The 20,784-nt window shown below is 48.6% G+C and carries 17 protein-coding genes; 1 reads left to right on the top strand and 16 read right to left on the bottom strand.

Annotated elements, in window-relative coordinates; translation table 11 throughout:
* Window positions 1–71: 71 nt before the first annotated feature.
* From H608_RS21875 to H608_RS0109700, 14 genes are all read right to left on the bottom strand, one after another.
* On the bottom strand, window positions 72–2,333 hold the full coding sequence (locus tag H608_RS21875; RefSeq protein ID WP_038008049.1) for a Tex family protein: 2,262 nt from the start codon (window positions 2,331–2,333) through the stop codon (window positions 72–74).
* Window positions 2,334–2,566: 233 nt separating this feature from the next.
* Window positions 2,567–4,624, bottom strand: coding sequence for a TonB-dependent receptor domain-containing protein (locus tag H608_RS0109765; protein ID WP_028787524.1), 2,058 nt, complete (start codon window positions 4,622–4,624; stop codon window positions 2,567–2,569).
* A gap of 24 nt (window positions 4,625–4,648) precedes the next feature.
* Window positions 4,649–6,937, bottom strand: a complete 2,289-nt coding sequence (locus H608_RS0109760) for a TonB-dependent receptor plug domain-containing protein (protein ID WP_028787523.1) — start codon at window positions 6,935–6,937, stop codon at window positions 4,649–4,651.
* A gap of 78 nt (window positions 6,938–7,015) precedes the next feature.
* Window positions 7,016–8,389: a hypothetical protein gene (locus H608_RS0109755; RefSeq protein ID WP_038008048.1), complete on the bottom strand. Its 1,374-nt coding sequence runs from the start codon at window positions 8,387–8,389 to the stop codon at window positions 7,016–7,018.
* Between the two features lie 166 nt (window positions 8,390–8,555).
* Window positions 8,556–9,287 carry a heavy metal translocating P-type ATPase gene (locus H608_RS0109750; protein WP_028787521.1) on the bottom strand — a complete coding sequence of 244 codons (732 nt, stop codon included), beginning with the start codon at window positions 9,285–9,287 and terminating at the stop codon, window positions 8,556–8,558.
* A 345-nt stretch (window positions 9,288–9,632) separates the two neighbouring features.
* Window positions 9,633–10,202 (bottom strand): helix-turn-helix domain-containing protein, encoded by a 570-nt coding sequence (locus H608_RS0109740; RefSeq protein WP_028787520.1) that lies wholly within the window; start codon window positions 10,200–10,202, stop codon window positions 9,633–9,635.
* Entirely contained in the window at window positions 10,199–11,029 is an 831-nt protein-coding gene (locus H608_RS0109735) for a hypothetical protein (protein WP_051268186.1), read from the bottom strand. The genes H608_RS0109740 and H608_RS0109735 overlap by 4 nt, the downstream gene beginning before the upstream one ends.
* 10 nt (window positions 11,030–11,039) lie before the next feature.
* Complete coding sequence (locus H608_RS21870) at window positions 11,040–11,546, bottom strand: TlpA family protein disulfide reductase (protein WP_051268185.1); 507 nt, start codon at window positions 11,544–11,546, stop codon at window positions 11,040–11,042.
* A gap of 78 nt (window positions 11,547–11,624) precedes the next feature.
* Window positions 11,625–12,170, bottom strand: coding sequence for a heavy-metal-associated domain-containing protein (locus H608_RS21865; protein ID WP_081658847.1), 546 nt, complete (start codon window positions 12,168–12,170; stop codon window positions 11,625–11,627).
* Window positions 12,171–12,224: 54 nt separating this feature from the next.
* Complete coding sequence (locus tag H608_RS21860) at window positions 12,225–12,680, bottom strand: heavy-metal-associated domain-containing protein (protein WP_071836943.1); 456 nt, start codon at window positions 12,678–12,680, stop codon at window positions 12,225–12,227.
* A gap of 92 nt (window positions 12,681–12,772) precedes the next feature.
* Window positions 12,773–13,165 (bottom strand): HYC_CC_PP family protein, encoded by a 393-nt coding sequence (locus tag H608_RS23565; RefSeq protein WP_051268184.1) that lies wholly within the window; start codon window positions 13,163–13,165, stop codon window positions 12,773–12,775.
* An 81-nt stretch (window positions 13,166–13,246) separates the two neighbouring features.
* On the bottom strand, window positions 13,247–15,283 hold the full coding sequence (locus H608_RS0109710) for a putative porin (RefSeq protein ID WP_051268183.1): 2,037 nt from the start codon (window positions 15,281–15,283) through the stop codon (window positions 13,247–13,249).
* A gap of 69 nt (window positions 15,284–15,352) precedes the next feature.
* Complete coding sequence (locus H608_RS0109705) at window positions 15,353–16,177, bottom strand: purine-nucleoside phosphorylase (RefSeq protein WP_155990109.1); 825 nt, start codon at window positions 16,175–16,177, stop codon at window positions 15,353–15,355.
* 56 nt (window positions 16,178–16,233) lie between these two features.
* Entirely contained in the window at window positions 16,234–17,049 is an 816-nt protein-coding gene (locus H608_RS0109700) for a hypothetical protein (protein ID WP_028787516.1), read from the bottom strand.
* Between the two features lie 93 nt (window positions 17,050–17,142).
* Between H608_RS0109700 and sucC the strand changes: the two genes are divergently transcribed.
* The gene (gene sucC, locus H608_RS0109695; RefSeq protein WP_028787515.1) at window positions 17,143–18,354 is read left to right on the top strand and encodes an ADP-forming succinate--CoA ligase subunit beta; all 1,212 of its coding nucleotides are present in this window, start codon (window positions 17,143–17,145) and stop codon (window positions 18,352–18,354) included.
* A gap of 125 nt (window positions 18,355–18,479) precedes the next feature.
* Here the strand turns inward: sucC and map are convergent, their stop codons facing one another.
* Window positions 18,480–19,238 (bottom strand): type I methionyl aminopeptidase, encoded by a 759-nt coding sequence (gene map / locus H608_RS0109690; protein WP_028787514.1) that lies wholly within the window; start codon window positions 19,236–19,238, stop codon window positions 18,480–18,482.
* Between the two features lie 155 nt (window positions 19,239–19,393).
* A complete protein-coding gene (locus H608_RS23560) occupies window positions 19,394–20,725 on the bottom strand; it encodes an OmpA family protein (protein WP_162142861.1) in 1,332 nt (443 codons plus the stop codon).
* Window positions 20,726–20,784 lie beyond the last annotated feature (59 nt).

The following is a 20,784-nucleotide window of genomic DNA, read 5'->3' as shown; positions in this document are numbered from 1 at the left end:
GAATGGTCAATCGTGAATGGTGAATGGTGAATCGTCAATAAGTCAATAGGAAATGGCTGTTCACTTACTACTTACTTGAATTTCTTCTTCAACTCCTCCAGCTTCGCCTGAAACGGATTCAATGACGATGGGCGATTATCCGTTTTGCCGGTATTGCGATTGCGGTTATTGTTGTTGTCGCGGCGAGGCTCGGGTTTGCTTTCCGCATCTTTCATGCTCAAGGCAATACGTTTGCGCGAAGCATCTACCTCTACTACCGTCACCATCACTTTCTGATTCAGTTTCACCACCTCGTTAGGATCGCTTACATAACGGTTGGCCAGATGAGAAATGTGTACAAGCCCATCCTGTTTTACCCCCACATCCACGAATGCACCGAAATTGGTAACATTGGTCACAATACCCGGCACTTTCATGCCGGGCTTCAGATCGGCCATGGTGCTGATGCCTTCGGCAAAACGAAACTCTTCGATCGGTGAACGAGGGTCACGACCCGGTTTTTCCAATTCTTTCAGGATGTCTGAAATAGTGAATTCTCCTATTGTTTCAGAAACATAATCTTTCACATTGATGGATTTGCGCAGTTCCGGTTTGGAGATCAGTTCCTTTACACTGCAATTCAATTTAGCCGACATTGCTTCCACTACACCATAGCTTTCCGGATGCACAGCAGAATTGTCCAAAGGATTTTCCGCACCGGGAATACGAAGGAAGCCTGCGCTTTGCTCAAATGCTTTCGGCCCGAGCATCGAAACTTTCTTCAACTCATCCCGGCTTTTGAATGCGCCGTTCTTGCTGCGGTACTCCACAATATTTTTGGCTACGGTTCCACTCAACCCTGATACATAGGTCAGCAAATGTTTGCTCGCCGTATTCACATCTACGCCCACAAAGTTTACACAGCTTTCCACTACCTGGTCGAGGGATTCTTTCAGTTTATTTTGATTCACATCGTGCTGGTATTGTCCAACGCCGATACTTTTTGCGTCGATCTTTACGAGTTCGCTCAAGGGGTCCAGCAGGCGGCGGCCAATGCTGATGGCACCACGGACCGTTACATCCTGATCAGGAAATTCCTCCCGCGCTACTTCGCTGGCAGAGTAAATGGACGCACCACTTTCATTGACCATAAATACCGACACAGGCTCCGGAAATTGCAGACTGCGTACCAGTTGCTCCGTTTCCTTGCTTGCCGTGCCGTTTCCATACCCGATGGCCTGTATGCCATGATCCTTTACGAGTTTTGTCAATGTGGCCGCAGCACCCTGCCAGTCGTTTTGTGGTGCATGCGGAAAGATGGTGGTGTACTGAAGAAAATTGCCATTCTCATCCAGGCATACCACTTTACATCCCGTTCTGAACCCGGGGTCCACCGCGAGTACGCGCTTGCGACCCAAGGGAGATGCCAGCAATAACTGACGAAGATTTTCTGCAAACACACCGATCGCTTCCTCGTCTGCGCTCAACTTGCTGCTCATGCGGAATTCGGTTTCGATGGAAGGTTTGAGTAACCGGCTGTAACTGTCTTCCACAGCCAGGTTTACCTGTTGTGCAGCGGCCGTATTCCCTTTTACAAACTTTTCCCGCAGCGATTGACAGGCCTGTTCTTTGTCGATGCTGATATCCATGATCAGGTAACCTTCTTTTTCTCCGCGGCGGATGGCGAGAATGCGGTGCGAAGGGCTGTCGGCAAGCGAACCGCTGAATTCAAAGTAATCGCGGTATTTCTGTGCTTCCTCTTCGTCTTTTTTTGAGGTGAGCACGCGTGCAGACAGTTTGGCTTCTTCGGTGAATTGTTTCCTCACCACATTGCGCGCCAGCTCATTTTCTGCGATCCATTCGGCCATGATATCCCTTGCACCCTGCAAGGCCTCTTCAACGGAAGCCACCTGTTCGTTGAGGTATTTTTGTCCCTCGGCATCGGGTTGCGCGGTTTGTTCATCAAACAGCAGGCGTGCCAGCGGTTCCAGGCCTTTTTCAATGGCCATGGTTGCGCGTGTCTTACGTTTGGGTTTATAAGGCAGGTAAATATCTTCCAGTTCCGTTGCGTTTACACAATCTTCGATGCGCTTGCGCAATTCGGGTGTAAGTTTGCCGGCTTCGTCGATGGTCTTAACAACCGTTTCCTTTCTTTTTTCCAGCTCTTCGAAATACTTAACCTGCTCGATCACGGATGCAATAGCCACTTCGTCCATATTGAACGTAGCTTCTTTGCGGTATCGCGCGATAAACGGAATAGTAGAGCCTTCCTGGTGCAATTGCAGGATATTGGTTACCGGTTTAATGCCCAGGTTGAGCGAACCGGCTATATGCTGAAGATATTTTGTATCCATTGTTGAGAAATTAGGGCAGCAAATCTAGACTTGAAGGACAAAAGAAAAAAATTGTTTATCCCCATCATTTACGGTAAAAAAGCGTAGGGTTGAAACAGCCGTTATAGGTGTTAAGTACTAAGTACTAAGTATTAAGTATTAAGTATTAAGTATTAGGTATTAGGTAAAACAGCCATTGCCCGATTCACTATTGACTATTCACTATTCACTATTCACCATTCACCATTGACGATTCACGTTTTTGAATTTTGAATTAACCCCCACCGGATTCCGGCGAACCAGTTCCGCGGCGCCGCTGCATTATAAAACCGCCCACCGGGCGCATTGAGATCATATCCCAAACTATAACGCTGGTTTAACAAATTATCACCGCCCGCATAACATTCCAGCCGGCCATTTTTACCATTGCAAATAAGTTGGGAAAACTGCACGCGTACTAAATGACTGGTTTTTGCCAACACCGTATTCGCATCATTTAAGGGCATCGTTCCGGTATAAAACCATGAAACGTTTAAGGAAGTTTGCCGCAGGCCTATGGTCGTGGCCAATGTAAACTGCTGACCGGGGATACCCGCAATTTTTTTCCCCGTATAATCCGTTGCATCCGTTTTGTAATCGCGGAAACGGAAATGATAGAAGGCAGCACTGCCATTCAACTGCAACCGCCATCCCCGGTGATTATATGAACGCAATACATCCCAACTGCCCTGCCATTCCAATCCCTGCTGACGGGTATTACCCGCATTGATGAAATATTCTTCTGCTGCATCCGTCAGTCGCCGCACGATGGTTTCATTTAATCCGTAATGAAATGCGGAAACATCCATCCACCAATGACGTTGACCATCCTGCCACCGCAATCCTATTTCTTTATTCCATCCGCTCTCCGGCTGCAGACCCGCATCCACTACATTGCCCGAAGGGCGCAATTCTCCCAACGAAGGCGGTGAATAACCACGACCGACGCTTCCACGCACAAGCACATTTTTATACAACAAAAAACTCGCCGCAACACGCGGCATCCATTGGGGCCGGAACAGGCGCAACAATGGCTGATCGCCGGTAAAACGATGGCGCTGCTGATTCAGACTCAAAGCCGCTTCGGCCTGCCACCGGCCTGTTTGCAGTTGTCCCCGGCCAAATAAAAAATATTGCTGGCTGCGTATATCGTCTGCCAGCATCCGCTCCCCGCGGTCCCCGCTCTCGTTGGTGTAATTACGGATAAACGAAAACGTCTGCTGTCCTTCCGCTCCCAGTGTAAAGGATGATTGCAAACGGACTGCCTTATCAATGCTCCAACGTAAAAAAGTACGGAGACTAAACGTTCGTTCTTTACGCGTTTCATAGTTGGTGATAAACGGATTGCGCAGATTCATGCCTGCATAAGAAAAAGCTGTCACGTATTCAGGACCGCGTTCAGTTTTCCATGTATGAGTAATACCCGTCAGCCAGTAGTCGCTGTAAATACCGGCTTTTTGTGTAACGGCACCGGGCAGTTGTGCTGCTGCAGGCCGGGCCTGTCGCGGATCCGCCGCAAATTGCGCCGCCGTTAATCCGCCCGGCGTGCGATAGCCGGTGTTTGCGATCAGTGCCAGCAACTCAATGCTTCCTTTGTTATGGTATTGCCAGTGATCGCCGATGCGGATCATTCCTCTTCGTAAACGACTATTCTCGCGATAACCATCCGATTGCTGCCAGGATTCGCGTACATTCCATGTATGTGCACCATTGCGTGATCCGGCTTCCGCTTCCTGCATAAACAATCCATACGAACCGCCACCAATGCCGGCTTTCAGTTGAAAAGCCGTATCCGGATCGATTGCCTGCAAACGCAATACACCACCGGAGTTGGCACCGAACAAACTACCATCCGGCCCTTTCAATAATTCGATGCGCGCAAGATCACCCGGATTAAAAATATTGAAGTAAGTATTTCCACCCGCATCTGTGAGCGGATATTCATCGAGATATACTTTAATATTGCGCACACCAAAAGGCGAACGCAACTGACTGCCGCGGATGGCCAGGCGATAACTTCCGGGCGAACGTTCTTCCATTCTTACACCCGCCACCTGGTTCAGCGATGGAAGCAAACCCGCCGGTCCGTTTGCGATCAATTGCTGCTGCGTAATAACAGCGGCAGCTCCCGGTGTGCGGAACAATACCTGCCGGCCCGTATAAGCCTTTACCTGCACCCGCTCCAATGCCTGCACGGAATCCGTGTCCGCCTGCTGCGCATGCAGAACGTCAACAAAGGAAAAAATGATCAGCCAGCATACAATCCTTCTCATCTCCTGCAAATTACCCTATTCTGTTCAGGGTCTCGCAGCTAAACTCCACCTTATTCCTGCGAAAAAACGGATGCCCTGGTTCGGCGCATATACATAAGACGGATCAAAGCTCAGGGCATAAGGGTTATCAGGCGTGGCCATGATCTGTCCACCCGCATCATACTGTACTTGTTTATCAAACGGATCGTTGGTACGTGCAATGAGGAAGGGTACATTTTTGGCGGGTGTCCAATTGAGTAAATTTTTTATACCGGCAAATACATCGGCCTTACCGCCTAATTTTTTAGTCAGTTGAATATTCTGAATACTCCATACGGGTGACATATCCGGGCGGGGATCAGTTGGCGACAACAGCGGCAACCGCATGGGTCCATAAATGTTTCCCGTGTAATCAATGCCGATACCGGGTCCGGGAAATGTATAGGAGATGGTCCATGTCCCGCTCCAGCGTTCGGTCAATACCGGCCGGATCGATGTTTTTTTCCCCGTTTCATTTCTTTCTACGCGCGACACATCCTGCCAGTTACCACCCACCATGGCTTTAAAACGATGACCAAGCGACAGTTCAAAATTGATACTGCCACCACGCGATACGGCATAACCGGTTAAGTTGCGGTAAATGATCTGGTTGGGATCAGTATCGTAGTCGGGTAATAATTGATTCGTGAAATGTGTATACCAGGCAGACAGATCCGCCTGCAGTTTATTTTTTTGCCATTGAAAAATATGCGTGTAATTAAGATTGGCATTGTAGCTCTGTTCCGGTTTCAGTTTTTCCGCGATCACCACTTCACGTGCGCCGGTTAATGCCGCATGATCTTCGGTGAAAAGACTCACAACACGAAATCCTGTGCCCGCATTCAGACGCAATACCTGGTGGGATGAAAGGGACCATTTCCACGCCATGCGTGGCGTAAATATATTTTTATGCACCGGATGCCGGTCGTAACGTGCCCCCAGCAATAGCAAATGTTTTTCATCAAGCGTCCATTCATCCTGTAAAAAAATACCGGGTAATCCATAACGCTCCGGCTGATTCTCACCGGTTAAAATATCGCGGGTGGCTGTAGAATTATCATCGTAATAATTGTACCGGTAGGCCAGTCCTGTCAGCAACCGATGCGCTCCCATGTTTTTATCCCAGGTAAGCTGCGTGAACAGTATTTTCTGATCGGCGACATAGGGTACGTGGCCATAACGTGAATCCTGCCGGTGGCCTGTTGCCGAAACCGACAGCATTACCGGTTCATTCATGGGTAACTGGTATTGTCCGATCACTTCCCAGCGACTGGTATAAATGCTTTCACCGTAAATGCTGTCGGTACCGCGGAATGATTTATTCCACCGCATATCGCCACCCCAGCGGTCTTCATAAAAATACCTGGTAGCCAGTGAAGCCTTTCTGCCGGAGGGTCTGCGTATACTTAGTTTATTGAAAAGAGAAATGCGGTGCTGCAAAGCCACATCGGTAAAGCCGTCATTGTTGCGGTCTTCTTTATTGCCATAATTAAAATAATGAATACCCAGCAGGCCGTGGATATTCTTTGCGGCTCTGTAACCCAGTCCCAGATCGAGGTTGTGTTCGAGCCAGCTGGTGGTCATCAGTGAACCGCTGAACAATGGCGCTTTTTCGGGCGAACGGGTAATAATATTGATCAACCCTCCTATCGCTTCCGATCCATACAATCCTGAAGCCGGCCCTTTGACCACTTCCATCCGTTCGATCAATTGTGTGGGAATACCAAACAAGCCATAAACGGAACCAAGACTACTCACGATTGGCATGCCGTCGATCGTCACCATCGTATAAGGCCCTTCCAGTCCGTTAATATGAATATCGCCGGTATTGCAAACGCTGCAGTTGAGCTGCGGGCGCACACCGTTCACCAATTGCAAAGATTCAAATACACTTGGCACCGGGTTCTTTTTGAAAAAAGCCGGTGTATATACGTCCACCACTACCGGGCTTTCGAGACGGTTCACCGCGCGTAATGTGCCCGACACCACTACATTCTCCATTTCGGCCTGCACCGGTTGCAAGGCGATGTTCAACGTGTGCCCGCCGGGATCAACCACAATCCGCCGCGATTCATAACCTGTTGCAGAAATATGCCAATGGCTGCTATCGGCTTTCAGCAACAACTCGCCGGAACGCGTGGCGACCAGTTTAACACTGTCGCGCGTAAATGTGGCCCCCGGAATTACATCGCCAGTCAGGCTGTCTGTGACCCGTACCCGGCGATCATCCTGTGCTTTTACATCGGTAATGAAAACAAAAAGGATAACAACCCAGAGTGTAATTATTTTGCTCACTTAAATATATTTTTAGACTTGTCTAAATTTTTATTTAAGTGAATTTACAAAACTTTTTCGTTTAGCCTGATTTATTTTCTAATGGCGATGTCTGGCGGGACGTAATTGCAAGTAAGCCTGCAGGCCAACCGGAAGGTTGCCGTAGTAGCTTTTCAGGCGATCAGGAGGAAGATTAAGGGTAGCCACGGTGCCGGCCGTCCACTCTACCGCACCGGTAGTGAGCAGGTGGCGGTTATAGCCTACGGAAAAACTATGCAGGTTGAAAGTGGCATGCCCGGCCACATCCTCGAGCGCCAGCTCTTCAGATGATTTCTGTACAAATTCATACCGGCTGAAGACCGCATTGCGACCAAACTGGTGATTGTCTTCCAGCAGGATGGCATGTTCACGATGCCCGCTACCCTGATCATTCAATCCCCAGGCAAGGATAATATTGTAATGATTGTCTTTTCCATAAATAGTACTGTAAGCAACCGAAGCAGTTGTGCGCGTCACATTTGCCTCCGGCTCCAATGGCTCTGGTGAGTGAATAAAGCCCTGCGAAAACTGCATGGCCCAGTTTTTCGAAGGGTTGTAAGACAAGCGGTAACTATAACTGTCAAAACGGGCTTTGTCAAAATTGTACCTGTTTTCATCGGGTTCGCGGCCTGTGAAAACGGAACCTTCTACTTTGAACTGACGATAACGTACCCCCAAAGTGCCCGTACCAAATGTGATATGGGTGGCATCCTGCCAGTGATGGCTAAGCGGCGCATTGGGATTATTCATGGCAGAAACACGGTGCATAAAAGCGGGCGCACCCAAAGCCGGCTCGCCGGGATATCCGGCATAACCAAACACATCGAGATTTTTCGTGAAGGCATGACTATAACCAACACTGACTTCTGAAAACAGATCATGCGGATGCTGGCGATCAACGAGTCGTTGTCCTTTGTACGTTTCCCCGGACTGGAACAGCAGCGGATAACCGTTGCCACCTTCGGTCAGCGGATCAAGACTGATCATCAGTTTAGCCGTAAACAATCCCTTTTGTCCCACTTTCCTGTTCACCATTCCCATCAGCCAGTTGGGCGCATCCCATTTGCCTGCACCACGCGGGCTGCTTTTACCGACACCGGTGTGCGTATACCGGAGAAAAACAGACCCGTGCAGCATGAAAGCTGTACGGTCATTACCGCGCATATACATGTACATCGGCGTTTGATCGGGTAACCAGGCCGTACCCGACGCATTGCGGCTCATCGGCAGATGAAGCGAAAAAGCATGCGGTGCGAAAGAAGGCATTTGCATGTCGTGTCCTTCATGCGACATGGCAGGCATGGTATCTTTTGCCGGCATCTGATGATGCTGATGCGGGGACGGAACGGTATCTTTTGCAGGCGTATGATGCTGGTGCTGGGCAAAAAGATTACCCGCACTCAGCAGCAGTACTGCTGACAATACTATTTTCATTTACAACATTTTTTTTGGAACAGGGAGCGGAAAAACCGCCCGATCCATTTTATCAGATTCATATTTGTGATTTGAATACCCGCACTCTTTGAATAAATCAATATTTCATCGCATACTAATTCACTTATTGACCATTGACTATTCACCATTCACGATTGACCATTCATTATAAAAGAGCATACACCATCGCTCCGCTCATGGCTACCATCAACAGGTCCTCAACAAGGGTTACTTTACTGAGGGGCAACTTAAATACGGTGCCGAGACAGGCGCATTGAAACGGACGATGCTGCAGCAGACTCTGCACCACACCGATGGTACTGATGCCCATTACCACAAATGCAGCAAGATTGGTGCCCAGCGGATAAAAGCCCGTCAGATAGGCAAGACCAAGGCCTAATTCAACAAAAGGATAAATAAAACCCCATGCCGGGACCGCTTTTGCCACTACATCATAAGTAGCATATCCTTCGGCAAAACCTTTCAGGTTCATCAGTTTGAAAAAAGAGAAAACCAGGAAAAATCCGGCCATGAAATGTTGCATCCAATGCATCCAGTCGAAGTGACCGCTTTGCCATTGCAGCAAAAGCGTAATACCCGTGATATAACCGAATATCAGGAAAATGGGATAATACGATGTTGACGATGCCTCATCGTCCGTGGCGTTCATGTCATGCATGGAGGCACCGGCCGTTTCGCTGATCGTATAATGTCCCGCCTTGCTTACTGCTTCCTGAAGTTTAACGAGCGGAATATGTTTTTCCATGGAAATGGTTGCCTGAGGAGCATCCAATTTTATATCGGCCGATAAGATACCGGCGGTTTGCAGCAATTGACTGCGCACTCTGCCTACGCAGCTTTGGCATGTCATTCCCTTGATGTCGTATGTGTGTGTCATGATCCTGTTTTATTATACAAAATTCCGGGAAAGCGCCACGCGGGGTGTTACACAATTCCCGGAATTCGTTATAAAACTTTGTCTTTGGAAGATGAAAGGCGTAGGGCGTAAGGCTTAAGGTTTCTTTTTCGCCTCTGCGTGCATCGACCCGGCTTTTCACTCACTAAGAATGTGAAAATGTAGCGTTCAGCTTTGAGCGTTTCAATCTTCCTGGCCGCATCCGGCTGGTGGTTCGTGTATACACGAACCAAGGCAAAGAAGAAAAGATCATTCACCTATTCACCATTCACCATTGACGATTCACCATTGACGATTCACGATTCACCATTGACGATTCACGCTCCCTCACAACCCGTCGATCGGCTTACGCTGATGATCCTTTAACTGCCTGAATTCGCTTGGCGAAAATCCCGTGATCTTTCTGAACTGCGACGACAAATGCGCCGTGCTGCTATAACCCAGGCGATACGCCATCTGGCTGAGTGTCATTTCCCCATAAACCAGCCACTCTTTTACTTTTTCGATTTTCTGCAAAATGAAATACTGCTCGATCGTATTGTTTTCCGCAGCAGAAAAAACATGGCTGAGATAAGAGTAATCGCGGTGAAGTGAAGAAGATAAATAGCCGGAAAGATTTTCGTTCATCTCATCCAGCTCACCATAGTGCACCAATTTAATGATCAGTTGTTTGATTTCCTCTACCAATTTTGCACGGGCATCATCGAGTATGGCAAAACCTTCGGCTTCAAGTGCTTTTTCCAGCGCCGCTAATTGTGTGGCGGCCGGTTCAGCTTTCAATGTTACCACGCCAAGGGTCACCGCAAGCGGTTCCATTTCCGCTTTGCGGAATATATCGGTCACCGCACGTATACATCGTGGGCAGACCATATTCCGTATGCGGATCTCTGTACTCATTTACGTGGTTTTAATGCATTGAGAAATGTATGATCAATCCCGATCATCCAACTATTTTCCGACATCCTTTGCATATTGCCTCCCACCTGGAAACGATATCCTAGGTTTAGTTTGGTGGTGCTGTTAAAGATCAATTGTACAGCAGGCGCCACATCCACATAGTACCGGTTCCGATCCAGCGATTGCTGCGCCAGTATTTCTGTATAAAGATTGAGATTCGTCTGGCGATAGTCTTTGTACTCACGCGGCAACAATAAATAACCCGCAGACACGGAATAGTTCATTGCTTGGTAAATACGCGATGGGATATAAGTGACCTTGTTATTGCGTGAGGAATGTAATACCTGCGTATGACTTACCGTTCCGCTTAGCGCAAACTTGTGCCACAACTGCGTAGCAATCACGCCGGCCTGTATACCGCTTTTATCACCGGTCAGGTTGATTTCTTCGTTGTGAAATGGTGCGCGGCTGTAAGCCCCCTCGAGATAGGCCGCCATGCGGAAATGCGAGTGCAGCTCATCATGGGAAAGAAACCGGTATTTTCCATACAGGTAAACGGATTCCCAGCCAAAGCCGGAGGTATGCACGTCAGCGAATGTGGCGCCGGTACGAAGCATGAACTTCTTACTGAGGCCAAGCATCACTTCCGGTGTATACCGTTGCATGCCGCGGTTATTCCAGGGTTGCGGAGGCATATACCCTGCCGACAATTTGGTGGATACCGAATGCGCAGGTATGTTGGACGCCGGGTCCGAGTATACATACAATTCCTGTGCATGCAGTACACCGGCTGTCAGCGATAAAATGACAATTAAAAAAATTCGCATAAATAGATGGTTACGGTGCATCCAGCAGTTTCTTTACGGCGTTTTCCAGCTCTTTTCCCTCCAGATTCATAGCAACGATCCTTCCTTGTTTGTCGATAAGAAAAGAGGTTGGTATGGAACTGATATTCCAGTCGATGCCGGTCTGCGCTTTCCATCCGCGGTCGTCGATCACCTGCATCCAGGTAATCTTGTCGAATTTGATCGCTTTGATCCAGTCGCGCCGGTCTTCGTCGAGCGACACTCCAAATATTTCAAAGCCTTTGCTTTTGTATTTGTCGTATAGCTTTACCAGCTTCCGGTTAGACACACGGCAGGGCATGCACCAGCTGGCCCAGAAATCGAGGAGAATAACTTTCCCTTTCTGTGATACCAGGCTGGTGGTATCGCCTTTTACATCGGGCAACCGGATCTGCAATCTGGGATCAGTGATATAGATATCAGTATTCTGCTGAGCAGTTGCGGGAGCCGCCATCCAGAGGCAGCAAGCCGTCAGGAAAACAGACAGTATGCGTTTCATAAAAATTATTAATTCAAAAGTCAAAATTCAAAAGATGGACTGATTTCCATTTTTGAATTTTGACTTTTTACTTTTGAATTAGATCGTTACGTGATAAATCCGTGTATCAGCTTTGATCCCGTCGCGGCTGCAGCAACTGCCGGCTTTGCCGGTGTGCACGCATGCCATACGGGTAGCATTGCTGAATTTTTTGAATTTTTTCGGAGAAACAAAATTCTTGTCTACCACAGTAATCGTTTGCTCGCCATTCAATACCTGGTCTTTGATATCCAGGAAATGAAATGTTTCGTTGCCGATCTGCACATGTGTGTCATTGGCCACGGATACATTGTTGAAACGACCCGACAGTTTCAGATTACCAACGGAAAAACCGGCATCTTCCACCGCATTTTTTAACCCATCGATACTTACGGCCGCACCTTCGCGGAAACTGATCTGGTAAACGGAACTTTTGATATCCACCTTTACGTTCTCTACGTAAGGCAGTTGCTGCAAAGCTTTGTTGATGGCATTGCTGCACATTGCACAGGTTAAACCTGTAGCCTGTAATTCGGCCCGGGAAAACTGCGCCTGCACAGACATACCCATGAACAAGACCATTGCTATGAACAATAGCTTTTTCATACTTAATATGTTTAATTGTGAAGCAATAAGAGACAGCCAGTGGCTGTCTGCGCATTAATGACCCTCGCCTTCGCTGCAGCAGGAACCTTTCTCGCCTTTATCGCCTTTGGCAGTTTTCTCGCCTTTGCTGCAACAGGCCGCTTCGGTTTTCTTGTCGGCAGCACTTACAGATTGGGGAAGTGAGCCACGATCATATTTGCAGCAGCCATGCAGCTTGTCGTATGCCGCGTCGGAAGCTTTTACGTCGCGGGTATCATACCCTGCGGCCGCTACCTGCTGCTGGATCTTTGCGAGATCAGTGGTCTTTGAATTGTATTTTACAGTGAGTACTTTCTTTTCTTCATTCCAATCGGCAGACGTTGCACCACCAGCTTTGGCTGATTTTTCAATCGTCTTTTTGCACATACCACAGTTACCGGCAACGGCAATGGTTTCAGTTTTTGATTGTGCAGAGGCAATACCGGCAACAGCCAGGCAGGCGAACAGGAAAAATATCTTAACAGATTTCATGATTTGTTGTGTTTGTGTTTAAGTAATGATAAGCGTAATAGCACGGACATACTTACCCTGCCGCCATCCGGGTGAGGCGGAGGCACAGACGACTAAATCCTGAATACATTATTCTGCAGATACGTATCGCTATCTGTCAGTAAAGGCGGGGAATGATTGAGATAATAAACGGAAGGAGCGCCGTTTTCTAACGGTGCAAGAAAATAATTAACCCATACCGGCAACTGTATTTCCTGCGGCACAGACAGGTCGAAAGATAACAGCGCCAGCTTCTGGTCAGGAGTGAGTTTTATCACATGCACTTCATCATGACAGCATCCATGCTTCTCGCTACTTTCCATACCGCAGCGATTGCATTTGTCATCGAGCTTGCCATAGAACTCCCAGGAGTCCAGCCGGTTCATACAGAAGTGCTTGTTAACAACGATCCCGCTGCCAACTGCCAGGTATAAAACGGCTAATATGGAAAGTGCAAAACGTTTCACAGTCGCACAAAGATACGTTGGCTTTTGGAACGTCAAAGATGATTACACCTGATTTTGGTCAGAAAAACCTCGTTTTCAGCGCTAATTAACAAATCCCCAATAAATTCCGAGGCGAAACAGGAAGCCCGGGTAAGGATAACCGGTAGCAGCCAGGTTATTGTTGGTAAAGCCGAACCCGTTGCTGAAACTCATCGTATTCAGGTTTTCCGCCCGTACAAAGGCTTTGAATGAGCGGATCCTGAAATGCACATAAGCCGCGATATCCGGTACATTGTTGCGGATCGTGGCAGTATCCTGGTATTGAAAATGGCCCAACACCGGAGAGTAATTATCCGCTTTATAAGGCGTGTGGTAACGCGATTCCAATCCCAACGCGATGTCCAGGTTCTTAAACCCGAGATTTCCCTCATAGGCCAGGCGGTTGCGGGTAAATACCAGCGGTACATTCACCGGTCCGTTGCCTATTACCTGTTGTACATATACGTCGGAATGAAGATTGAATTGTTTCTTACGGCCAAATTTAAACGTCTTCCTTGCCGCTACCTGCAACACATTGAACAATGCCGTTGCCTGGTTTGGCTGATAGAAGCTGGTATAATAAGTATAGTTCGTGGCCAGGTAATAATGACCGCTGAGCTGAAGGCGGAGTTTCGGCAGGCTGTAGGTGGCATAAATCTGCGTATTGTTTTCCTTCTTGAAAGTGGCCGCCTGCGCCAGGTAAAAGCTACTGCGTGTATCGAATATAAATGACGGCGTGCGGTTCGCATTTTCGAACCCGATCTTCAGGTAACCCAGTTTTTGCCCCAGCAATCTTTCCAATGCAGCAGACACCCTGAAGTCGCCGGCATTCAGACCTGCAAAATATATTTCACCCGACGCGGCAATATCCCATTTCTGGTTGCGGGTACGGTTGCGGTATTCGCCGTGCCCGATGATATTGAAGAAGCTGTTTTTACCCGAGGTAAATCGTCCGGTGATCTGCTGATGAGAGGCGCCGACCTTTATGTACTGATGCAGGTTTTTTTCCTCCGGAAATTGATAAATGGAGAAATCGTTGCTGAGTACTTTCCAGTATTCGCGGATTTCAAACGTATCGTTCGCCTGTGGCAGCGTGATGTTGTAAAAGTCTTTGTAGTAAGCCGAGTCGCCAATCAGATCCTGGTAGAGATATTTATTCGTTGTGTAACGGATCGTGTGTTCGAAACGGACTTTCGGAAAGAACAAGGGTATCACGGTTGAATCGGTTACCAGTGAATCTTTTCTTCCGAAATCGTATTGCTGCCGCATCATCACATTGAAATCCGTGTATTGATTACCGGTGCGGATATTCGTTGTAAAAAAGTTACTGCTGTATTCGTTGTCCCCTCCTATTTTGGTCGGGATGGTAAAACGGTCGGTATATTCTGGAGAACGCAGGTAATCCATTGTATCGATCAATCCACCGTTCTCCGAAGCACTGATTTTGTTGGACGCAATAATGAAATAGTTGTTGTAGCGTTTGTTCACCGACTGATACCAGGAAGTGAACAGGTAACTGCTGTGACTTGTTTTTTGCCCGTTGAAAAAACCCGGCGCCGCAATCAGGCGGTATTGTCCGAGCATGTTCCAGTTAGGTTTGATATTCTGCGTATGCAACAGTTCGATCTGTTGTTCGCCTTTGCTCGCCAGCATGTAGTTCAGTTCTGAATAGGGACGCGTGGTTGAAAAAAAGCGTGCCTTTTCGATGGTCCATCTATAGATATCAAATGAATGGAAACCGGGATCCCATCCGGGCGTGAATACAGGTGAAAATAGAATAGACCGCGCAGCCGTGCCCGGATTGCCCAGGTAAACATAGTCTGCAGGTATCGGGAAACGTTTACTGAAATCGTTTACCGATGAATCCAGACGATAAGTACGCGTAGAGTCGAGGAACTTGTAGGTGATGGTGATGGAGTCTGCATTTTTGTCGCGGCGTTGCAGGCTGTCATTGCTGTCGCCTCCTACCTGGGTACCGCGGCCGATAGAACCTGCGCGGTCGGTAAAAGTGCCAACAGGATTACGGCGTTGCGCGTTGACCGTAACGGCACAACACAACAGCACCAGCAACACCTGTATTGAAAGTAGGTACTTGATCATTCGGAAGGTCCATGTGCAGGACCGCTGCAAAATTAGTGGAGGTCCGGCATTCCGGACGCTGCCATTTTGTTAAAGGGATGCCACAAGTTCGCGGAAGATCAGCGAGAACTTCGGTTCCGCTTCTTTGGCTGCTTCCAGCACTTCCTCGTGCGTGATCACGTTTTCTTCATCACGGATGCCGATATCGGTGATGATGCTCATGGCAAATACGGCAATTCCCATGTGATTGGCCACGATACATTCCTGTACGGTACTCATTCCTACGGCGTCGCCGCCCAGTGCATGGATCATGCGGTATTCGGCGCGCGTTTCAAATGTGGGACCTGTAACGGCCAGGTACACGCCTTCTTTTACATTGATATTGTTAGTGGCGGCAATTTCTTTGGCCTTATTAATAAGACTCTTTTTGTAAGGTTCACTCATATCCGGGAAACGGGGTCCCCATTCTTCCACATTCTTGCCGATCAGCGGATTAGGTGTGAACTGACTGATGTGATCGGTGATGATCATGATGTCGCCTACTTTGAAGCTGGTGTTGACACCGCCGGCCGCATTGGACAACAACAAGGTCTGCACACCGAGCAGTTTCATCACTCTTACGGGGAACACCACATCCTGGGCACTGTACCCTTCGTAGTAATGAAAACGACCGGCCATGGCTACCACTGTTTTTCCTGCCAGTTTGCCAAACACGAGCTTTCCTTTGTGTCCCTGCACGGTTGATACGGGGAAATTGGGGATGTCGCCGTAAGGCACTTCTTTTTCCACTTCAATCTGTTCGGCAAAATTGCCAAGACCGCTTCCGAGTACGATACCTACGGAGGGCGTTTCTGCAAATTGTTGCTTCAGGAAGCTGACAGTTTCGTTCAGTTGGTCGAAAATAGTTTTAGCCATAATTCAATCGTATAAGGGGGCAAATATAGGGAAGCTCCGGCATAGGATGGCAAGATTCAGTTGTACCGGGTTACGGTGGCCTTTTCGGTTCCGCAGAGCAGGTATCGCAGTGCTTCATCGGCCCATACTTTCGTATAATCCATCCATCGCCCGTTGACCAGGAGTTGCCGGCTCACCAGCCGTATGCCGTGGCTGTAATCGACGTACCAGTCTACGTGACCGGTGTAAAGCGGCTGTATCGGGCGGCCTTCCGGTTTGTGCCATCCATAGATAGCCACGCGGTTGGGACGTTCGGATAGTTTTTCGGTCAGCACCACATCTTTTTTGATACCGGCGATCAGTCCCTTCCTGCCCTGCCGTTGCCCTTCGATGATGAGGTGATGATGCAATAGCACAGGCGTGCTGTCGCGGAAAGCATACAGGGGCACGGGTTCCAGTTTAACAGCCGCAGCGCGATAGATTTCGTCGCACATGGTAGCGGTAGGTAAAAAGCAATCGAGGCTGTCGGCCACTACCTGTGCGGCTTTGGGCGAAAGCGGCATACGCACCCAATCGTTGTCGGTGCCGATAGACAAATAATCGGGTGTCACCCAGAAGGTGATGCTGTTTCGCTTGCCCGTTTGCGGATGCGCGCCTTCTACGGTCACGGGTTCAAGATGGCGGAGAAAACCGGGGAAATTGCCACCAAGCAGGCAAAGCATGGCCAGCGAATCGCGCTGATGTGTGTCCATCCCGGTAATATTTCTGAAAAAACCGGAGCCTGTCACCCGCGACGGATAGTTGAGTTGCTGAAGCGAAGGCTTCGGGGTATGGCATGCTGTAAGCAGTATAAAAAAGCAGCCTGAAAAAGTATAAAACGATCTCCTGAGCATGAAATAAAAATAGGTTTTTGTGGCCGAAACGGCTTCCGTTTTTTGCTTCGCCCGTTTAGCTGAAAGACTTATCTTCGCGACAAATTTTTACCAATGAACTTACACGAATACCAGGCGAAAGAGTTATTGAAAAAATATAACGTGCCGGTGCAGGAAGGATTTGCCTGCAGTACGGTACAGGAGGCGGAAGAAGCATACCGTCAGATCAAAACCCAGAGCGGAAGTAAGTTTGCCGTTGTCAAGGCACAGATCCATGCCGGTGGCCGTGGAAAGGGCGCTATCAAGGAAAATGGCATCAATGGTGTTAAAGTAGGCAAATCACTGGAGGACATCCAGGAGTTTGCCCAGAAAATCCTTGGCGGCACATTGGTAACTGTTCAGACAGGACCTGCCGGTAAAGTAGTCAACAAGATCCTGGTTGCCCAGGACATGTACTATGATGGTGCTTCCGAAAGAAAAGAATTTTATCTCTCTATCCTCCTCGACCGCAGCAAAGGACAGAACGTGATCATGTACAGTACCGAAGGCGGTATGAACATCGAGGACGTTGCGCACGATACACCCGAAAAAATCTTCAAAGAATGGGTACACCCCGGTGGCGGACTGCAGGGTTTCCAGGCGCGCAAAATCGCCTTCAACCTTGGTCTCAGCGGTGAAGCCTTCAAGAATTGCGTGAAATTCGTAACCAACCTGTACAACGCATATGTTGGGCTGGATTGCGCCATGCTGGAGATCAACCCGCTCTTCAAAGCTTCCGACGACAAGATCATTGCCGTTGACTGTAAGATGAGCCTGGACGATAACTCCCTGATGCGTCACCCCGATGTGGCGGCATTGCGCGACATCACAGAAGAAGATCCTACGGAAGTAGAAGCAGGTAAATACAACCTCAACTTCGTAAAACTGGACGGCAACGTAGGTTGTATGGTAAACGGCGCCGGTCTGGCAATGGCTACCATGGACATGATCAAACTCAGCGGTGGTGAGCCGGCCAACTTCCTGGACGTAGGCGGTACGGCCAACGCGCAGACGGTAGAAGCAGGATTCAAAATCATCATGAAAGATCCGGCTGTAAAAGCAATCCTCATCAACATCTTTGGCGGTATCGTTCGCTGCGACCGTGTTGCGGCCGGTGTAATTGATGCTTACAAGAACCTGGGCAATATTAATATCCCGATCATCGTGCGCCTGCAAGGCACCAATGCCGAAGAAGCGAAAAAACTGATCGACGAAAGCGGACTGAAAGTACAATCCGCGATCCTGCTCAGCGAAGCCGCCGACCTGGTGAAGAAAGCTGTAGCCTGATAAGACACGTATAAAAAGAGATGCCGGTGCAACTGCACCGGCATCTCTTTTTATACAATGGGAAAATGGAATACATAAAATACATTTTCACATGGTCCCGCCTGTGGCGGGCACATTTGCACATTTTAAATTCCGTTACTCTCCGTTAACACCACCGGCTCTCCATCCGTTATCACAATCGTATGCTCATGCTGGGCAACAAAACCTCCTTTATTGCCAACGAAAGTCCAGCCGTCTGAGGTATCCATGGCCATGGTGGAAGTGGTAGAAATGAATGTTTCAATCGCCACTACCGAATGACGGCGGAACCGTTCGCGGTTGCGGTGATCGGGGAAATTAGCTATTTCGAAGGGGGCTTCGTGCAGGCTGCGGCCTACACCATGACCTGTAAGATTGCGTATCACGCGGAAGCCGGCTTTGCGGGCTTTGGTTTCAATCAGTTTACCAGTGTCGGAAATCCGTTGCCCGCCGCGTATCTGCGCTATCGCTTCCCAAAGGATCTGTCGCGATGTGGCTACCAGCTTTTCATGCCCATGTATATCCTGCCCGAGTACAAAGGATCCGCCATTATCCGACCAGAAGCCACCCAGTTCAGCCGATACATCGATATTGACCAGGTCTCCTTCGCGGAGAATATTGGCGGCAGAAGGAATTCCATGCGCGATTTGCTCATTGACACTGATACAGGTCCATCCGGGAAACCCGTAGGTCAGCCGCGGCGCCGACTTTGCACCATATCCTTTCAGCAATTCTCCTCCATAATGATCCAGCTCCAGCGTGCTCATTCCGGGTTGCGCGTACTCGCGCATCTTCCGCAATGTATTGGCCACCGCTTCACTTACTTTCTTCATTCCATCCAGTTCCGCTTGTGTTGATATCGACATCATTTCAAATTTGTAAATGTGAAAATACGAAAATGTGGAAATGGGCTTTATCTGATACCTGTATTATCTCATTTTCACATTTACACACTTCCACATTTACACATTAAAAAAGCCCCGCATTGCGGGGCTTTAGTATAGTACTTACTAACACTGAATTAATAGTAGCTGAGCTTCAGTTCTACGCGGCGGTTTTTCTGACGGCCTGCGGCTGTTTTGTTGTCAGCGATAGGCTTGGTTTCACCATAACCGGTAGCGGTCAGGCGGCTTTCTTCAACACCTTTGCTCACCAGGTATTTTTTCACTGCATTTGCGCGGTTTTCACTCAAGGTCTGGTTAGACTCGTCTTTACCTACGTCATCGGTGTGACCATCGATAGTGAGGTTGATACCGGGGTTGTCTTTGATGATCTGAGCTACTTCGTTGAGGCCTTTGTTTGACTTGGCCAGAAGCGTGTATTTACCGGTTGCGAAATAAATATTATTCGCAGCGAAGTTTACTTTTTTCACCACTTCTTCCTGGATAGCAGGGCAACCCTGGTTTTCTTTTACGCCGGGAATAGTGGGGCAACGGTCTTCATTGTCATTCACACCATCACCATCGGTGTCTTTATAAGGACATCCCTGGTTGCTGGCAGGACCGCGTTCTGTGATACATTTATCTTCCTCGTCGTTGATACCGTCACCGTCTGTATCGGGGATGGGGCAACCACCATAGCGGGCAAGGCCGGCTACTGTGGGACATTTATCTTCTTCGTCGTTGATGCCGTCTTTATCCGTGTCGGGGATCGGACATCCCTGGTATTTGGCTATACCGGGAACAGTAGGGCATTTATCCAGGCTGTCAACGATACCATCTTTGTCGGTGTCAACAGGAGGAGCCGGAGGCACGATCACTACCGGTACTTTTTTAGGCGTAACGCGGGCAGCAATGCCGATCTGATGGAAGAAATAATAGTTAGCAGTTTCTTTAGTTACCGGTACACGGTACTGGCTGGAACCGAAAATGCTGAATTCTTCGAAGAAATTAATTTTCAGACCAACACCGGGGTTAGCCGTGGCACCAAAATATTTACCGTCGAAAATCTGGCCACCAATACCGGCGATCAGGTAAGGATTAATCCAGTACTTGTCTTCAAACATTTTAAGGTGCACAGCAGCGTCCAGCCCCAGCAGGAAACCATCCGTGGTCAATTTGCGGGATTGCATACCGTCGCGGGTGAAAGTACCGGATAAAGTGCCGGCAAAGTCAACATGGCTGTGCAGCGCCTTGTAATAGGTCAGCGCGAGGCCATGGTCCATATCCTTGATTTTATTCCATTGTTTATTACGTTGAACAGTGCTCAGAGAAGTGGACCGGATCTTCTGGGCGGTGCTGAAATCGTTAAGAGCAAAGCTGAATCCCAGGAAAGTCGGGCGGTCTGGTCCATTCTGGGCGATACCCATCGAACAGACAGCCAGGGATAATATGAACAGGGAGAACTTCTTCATAAGCGTCATAGTTTAGTTATAATCAAAACAAAAGTAATCGGTAAGTTCAATATCCTAAA

Origin of the sequence: Terrimonas ferruginea DSM 30193 (genome assembly GCF_000425585.1) — a bacterium.
Lineage (GTDB): Bacteria > Bacteroidota > Bacteroidia > Chitinophagales > Chitinophagaceae > Terrimonas > Terrimonas ferruginea.
Note: the sequence above shows the minus strand (reverse complement) of the source record. Positions and strands in the feature narration are given on the sequence as shown.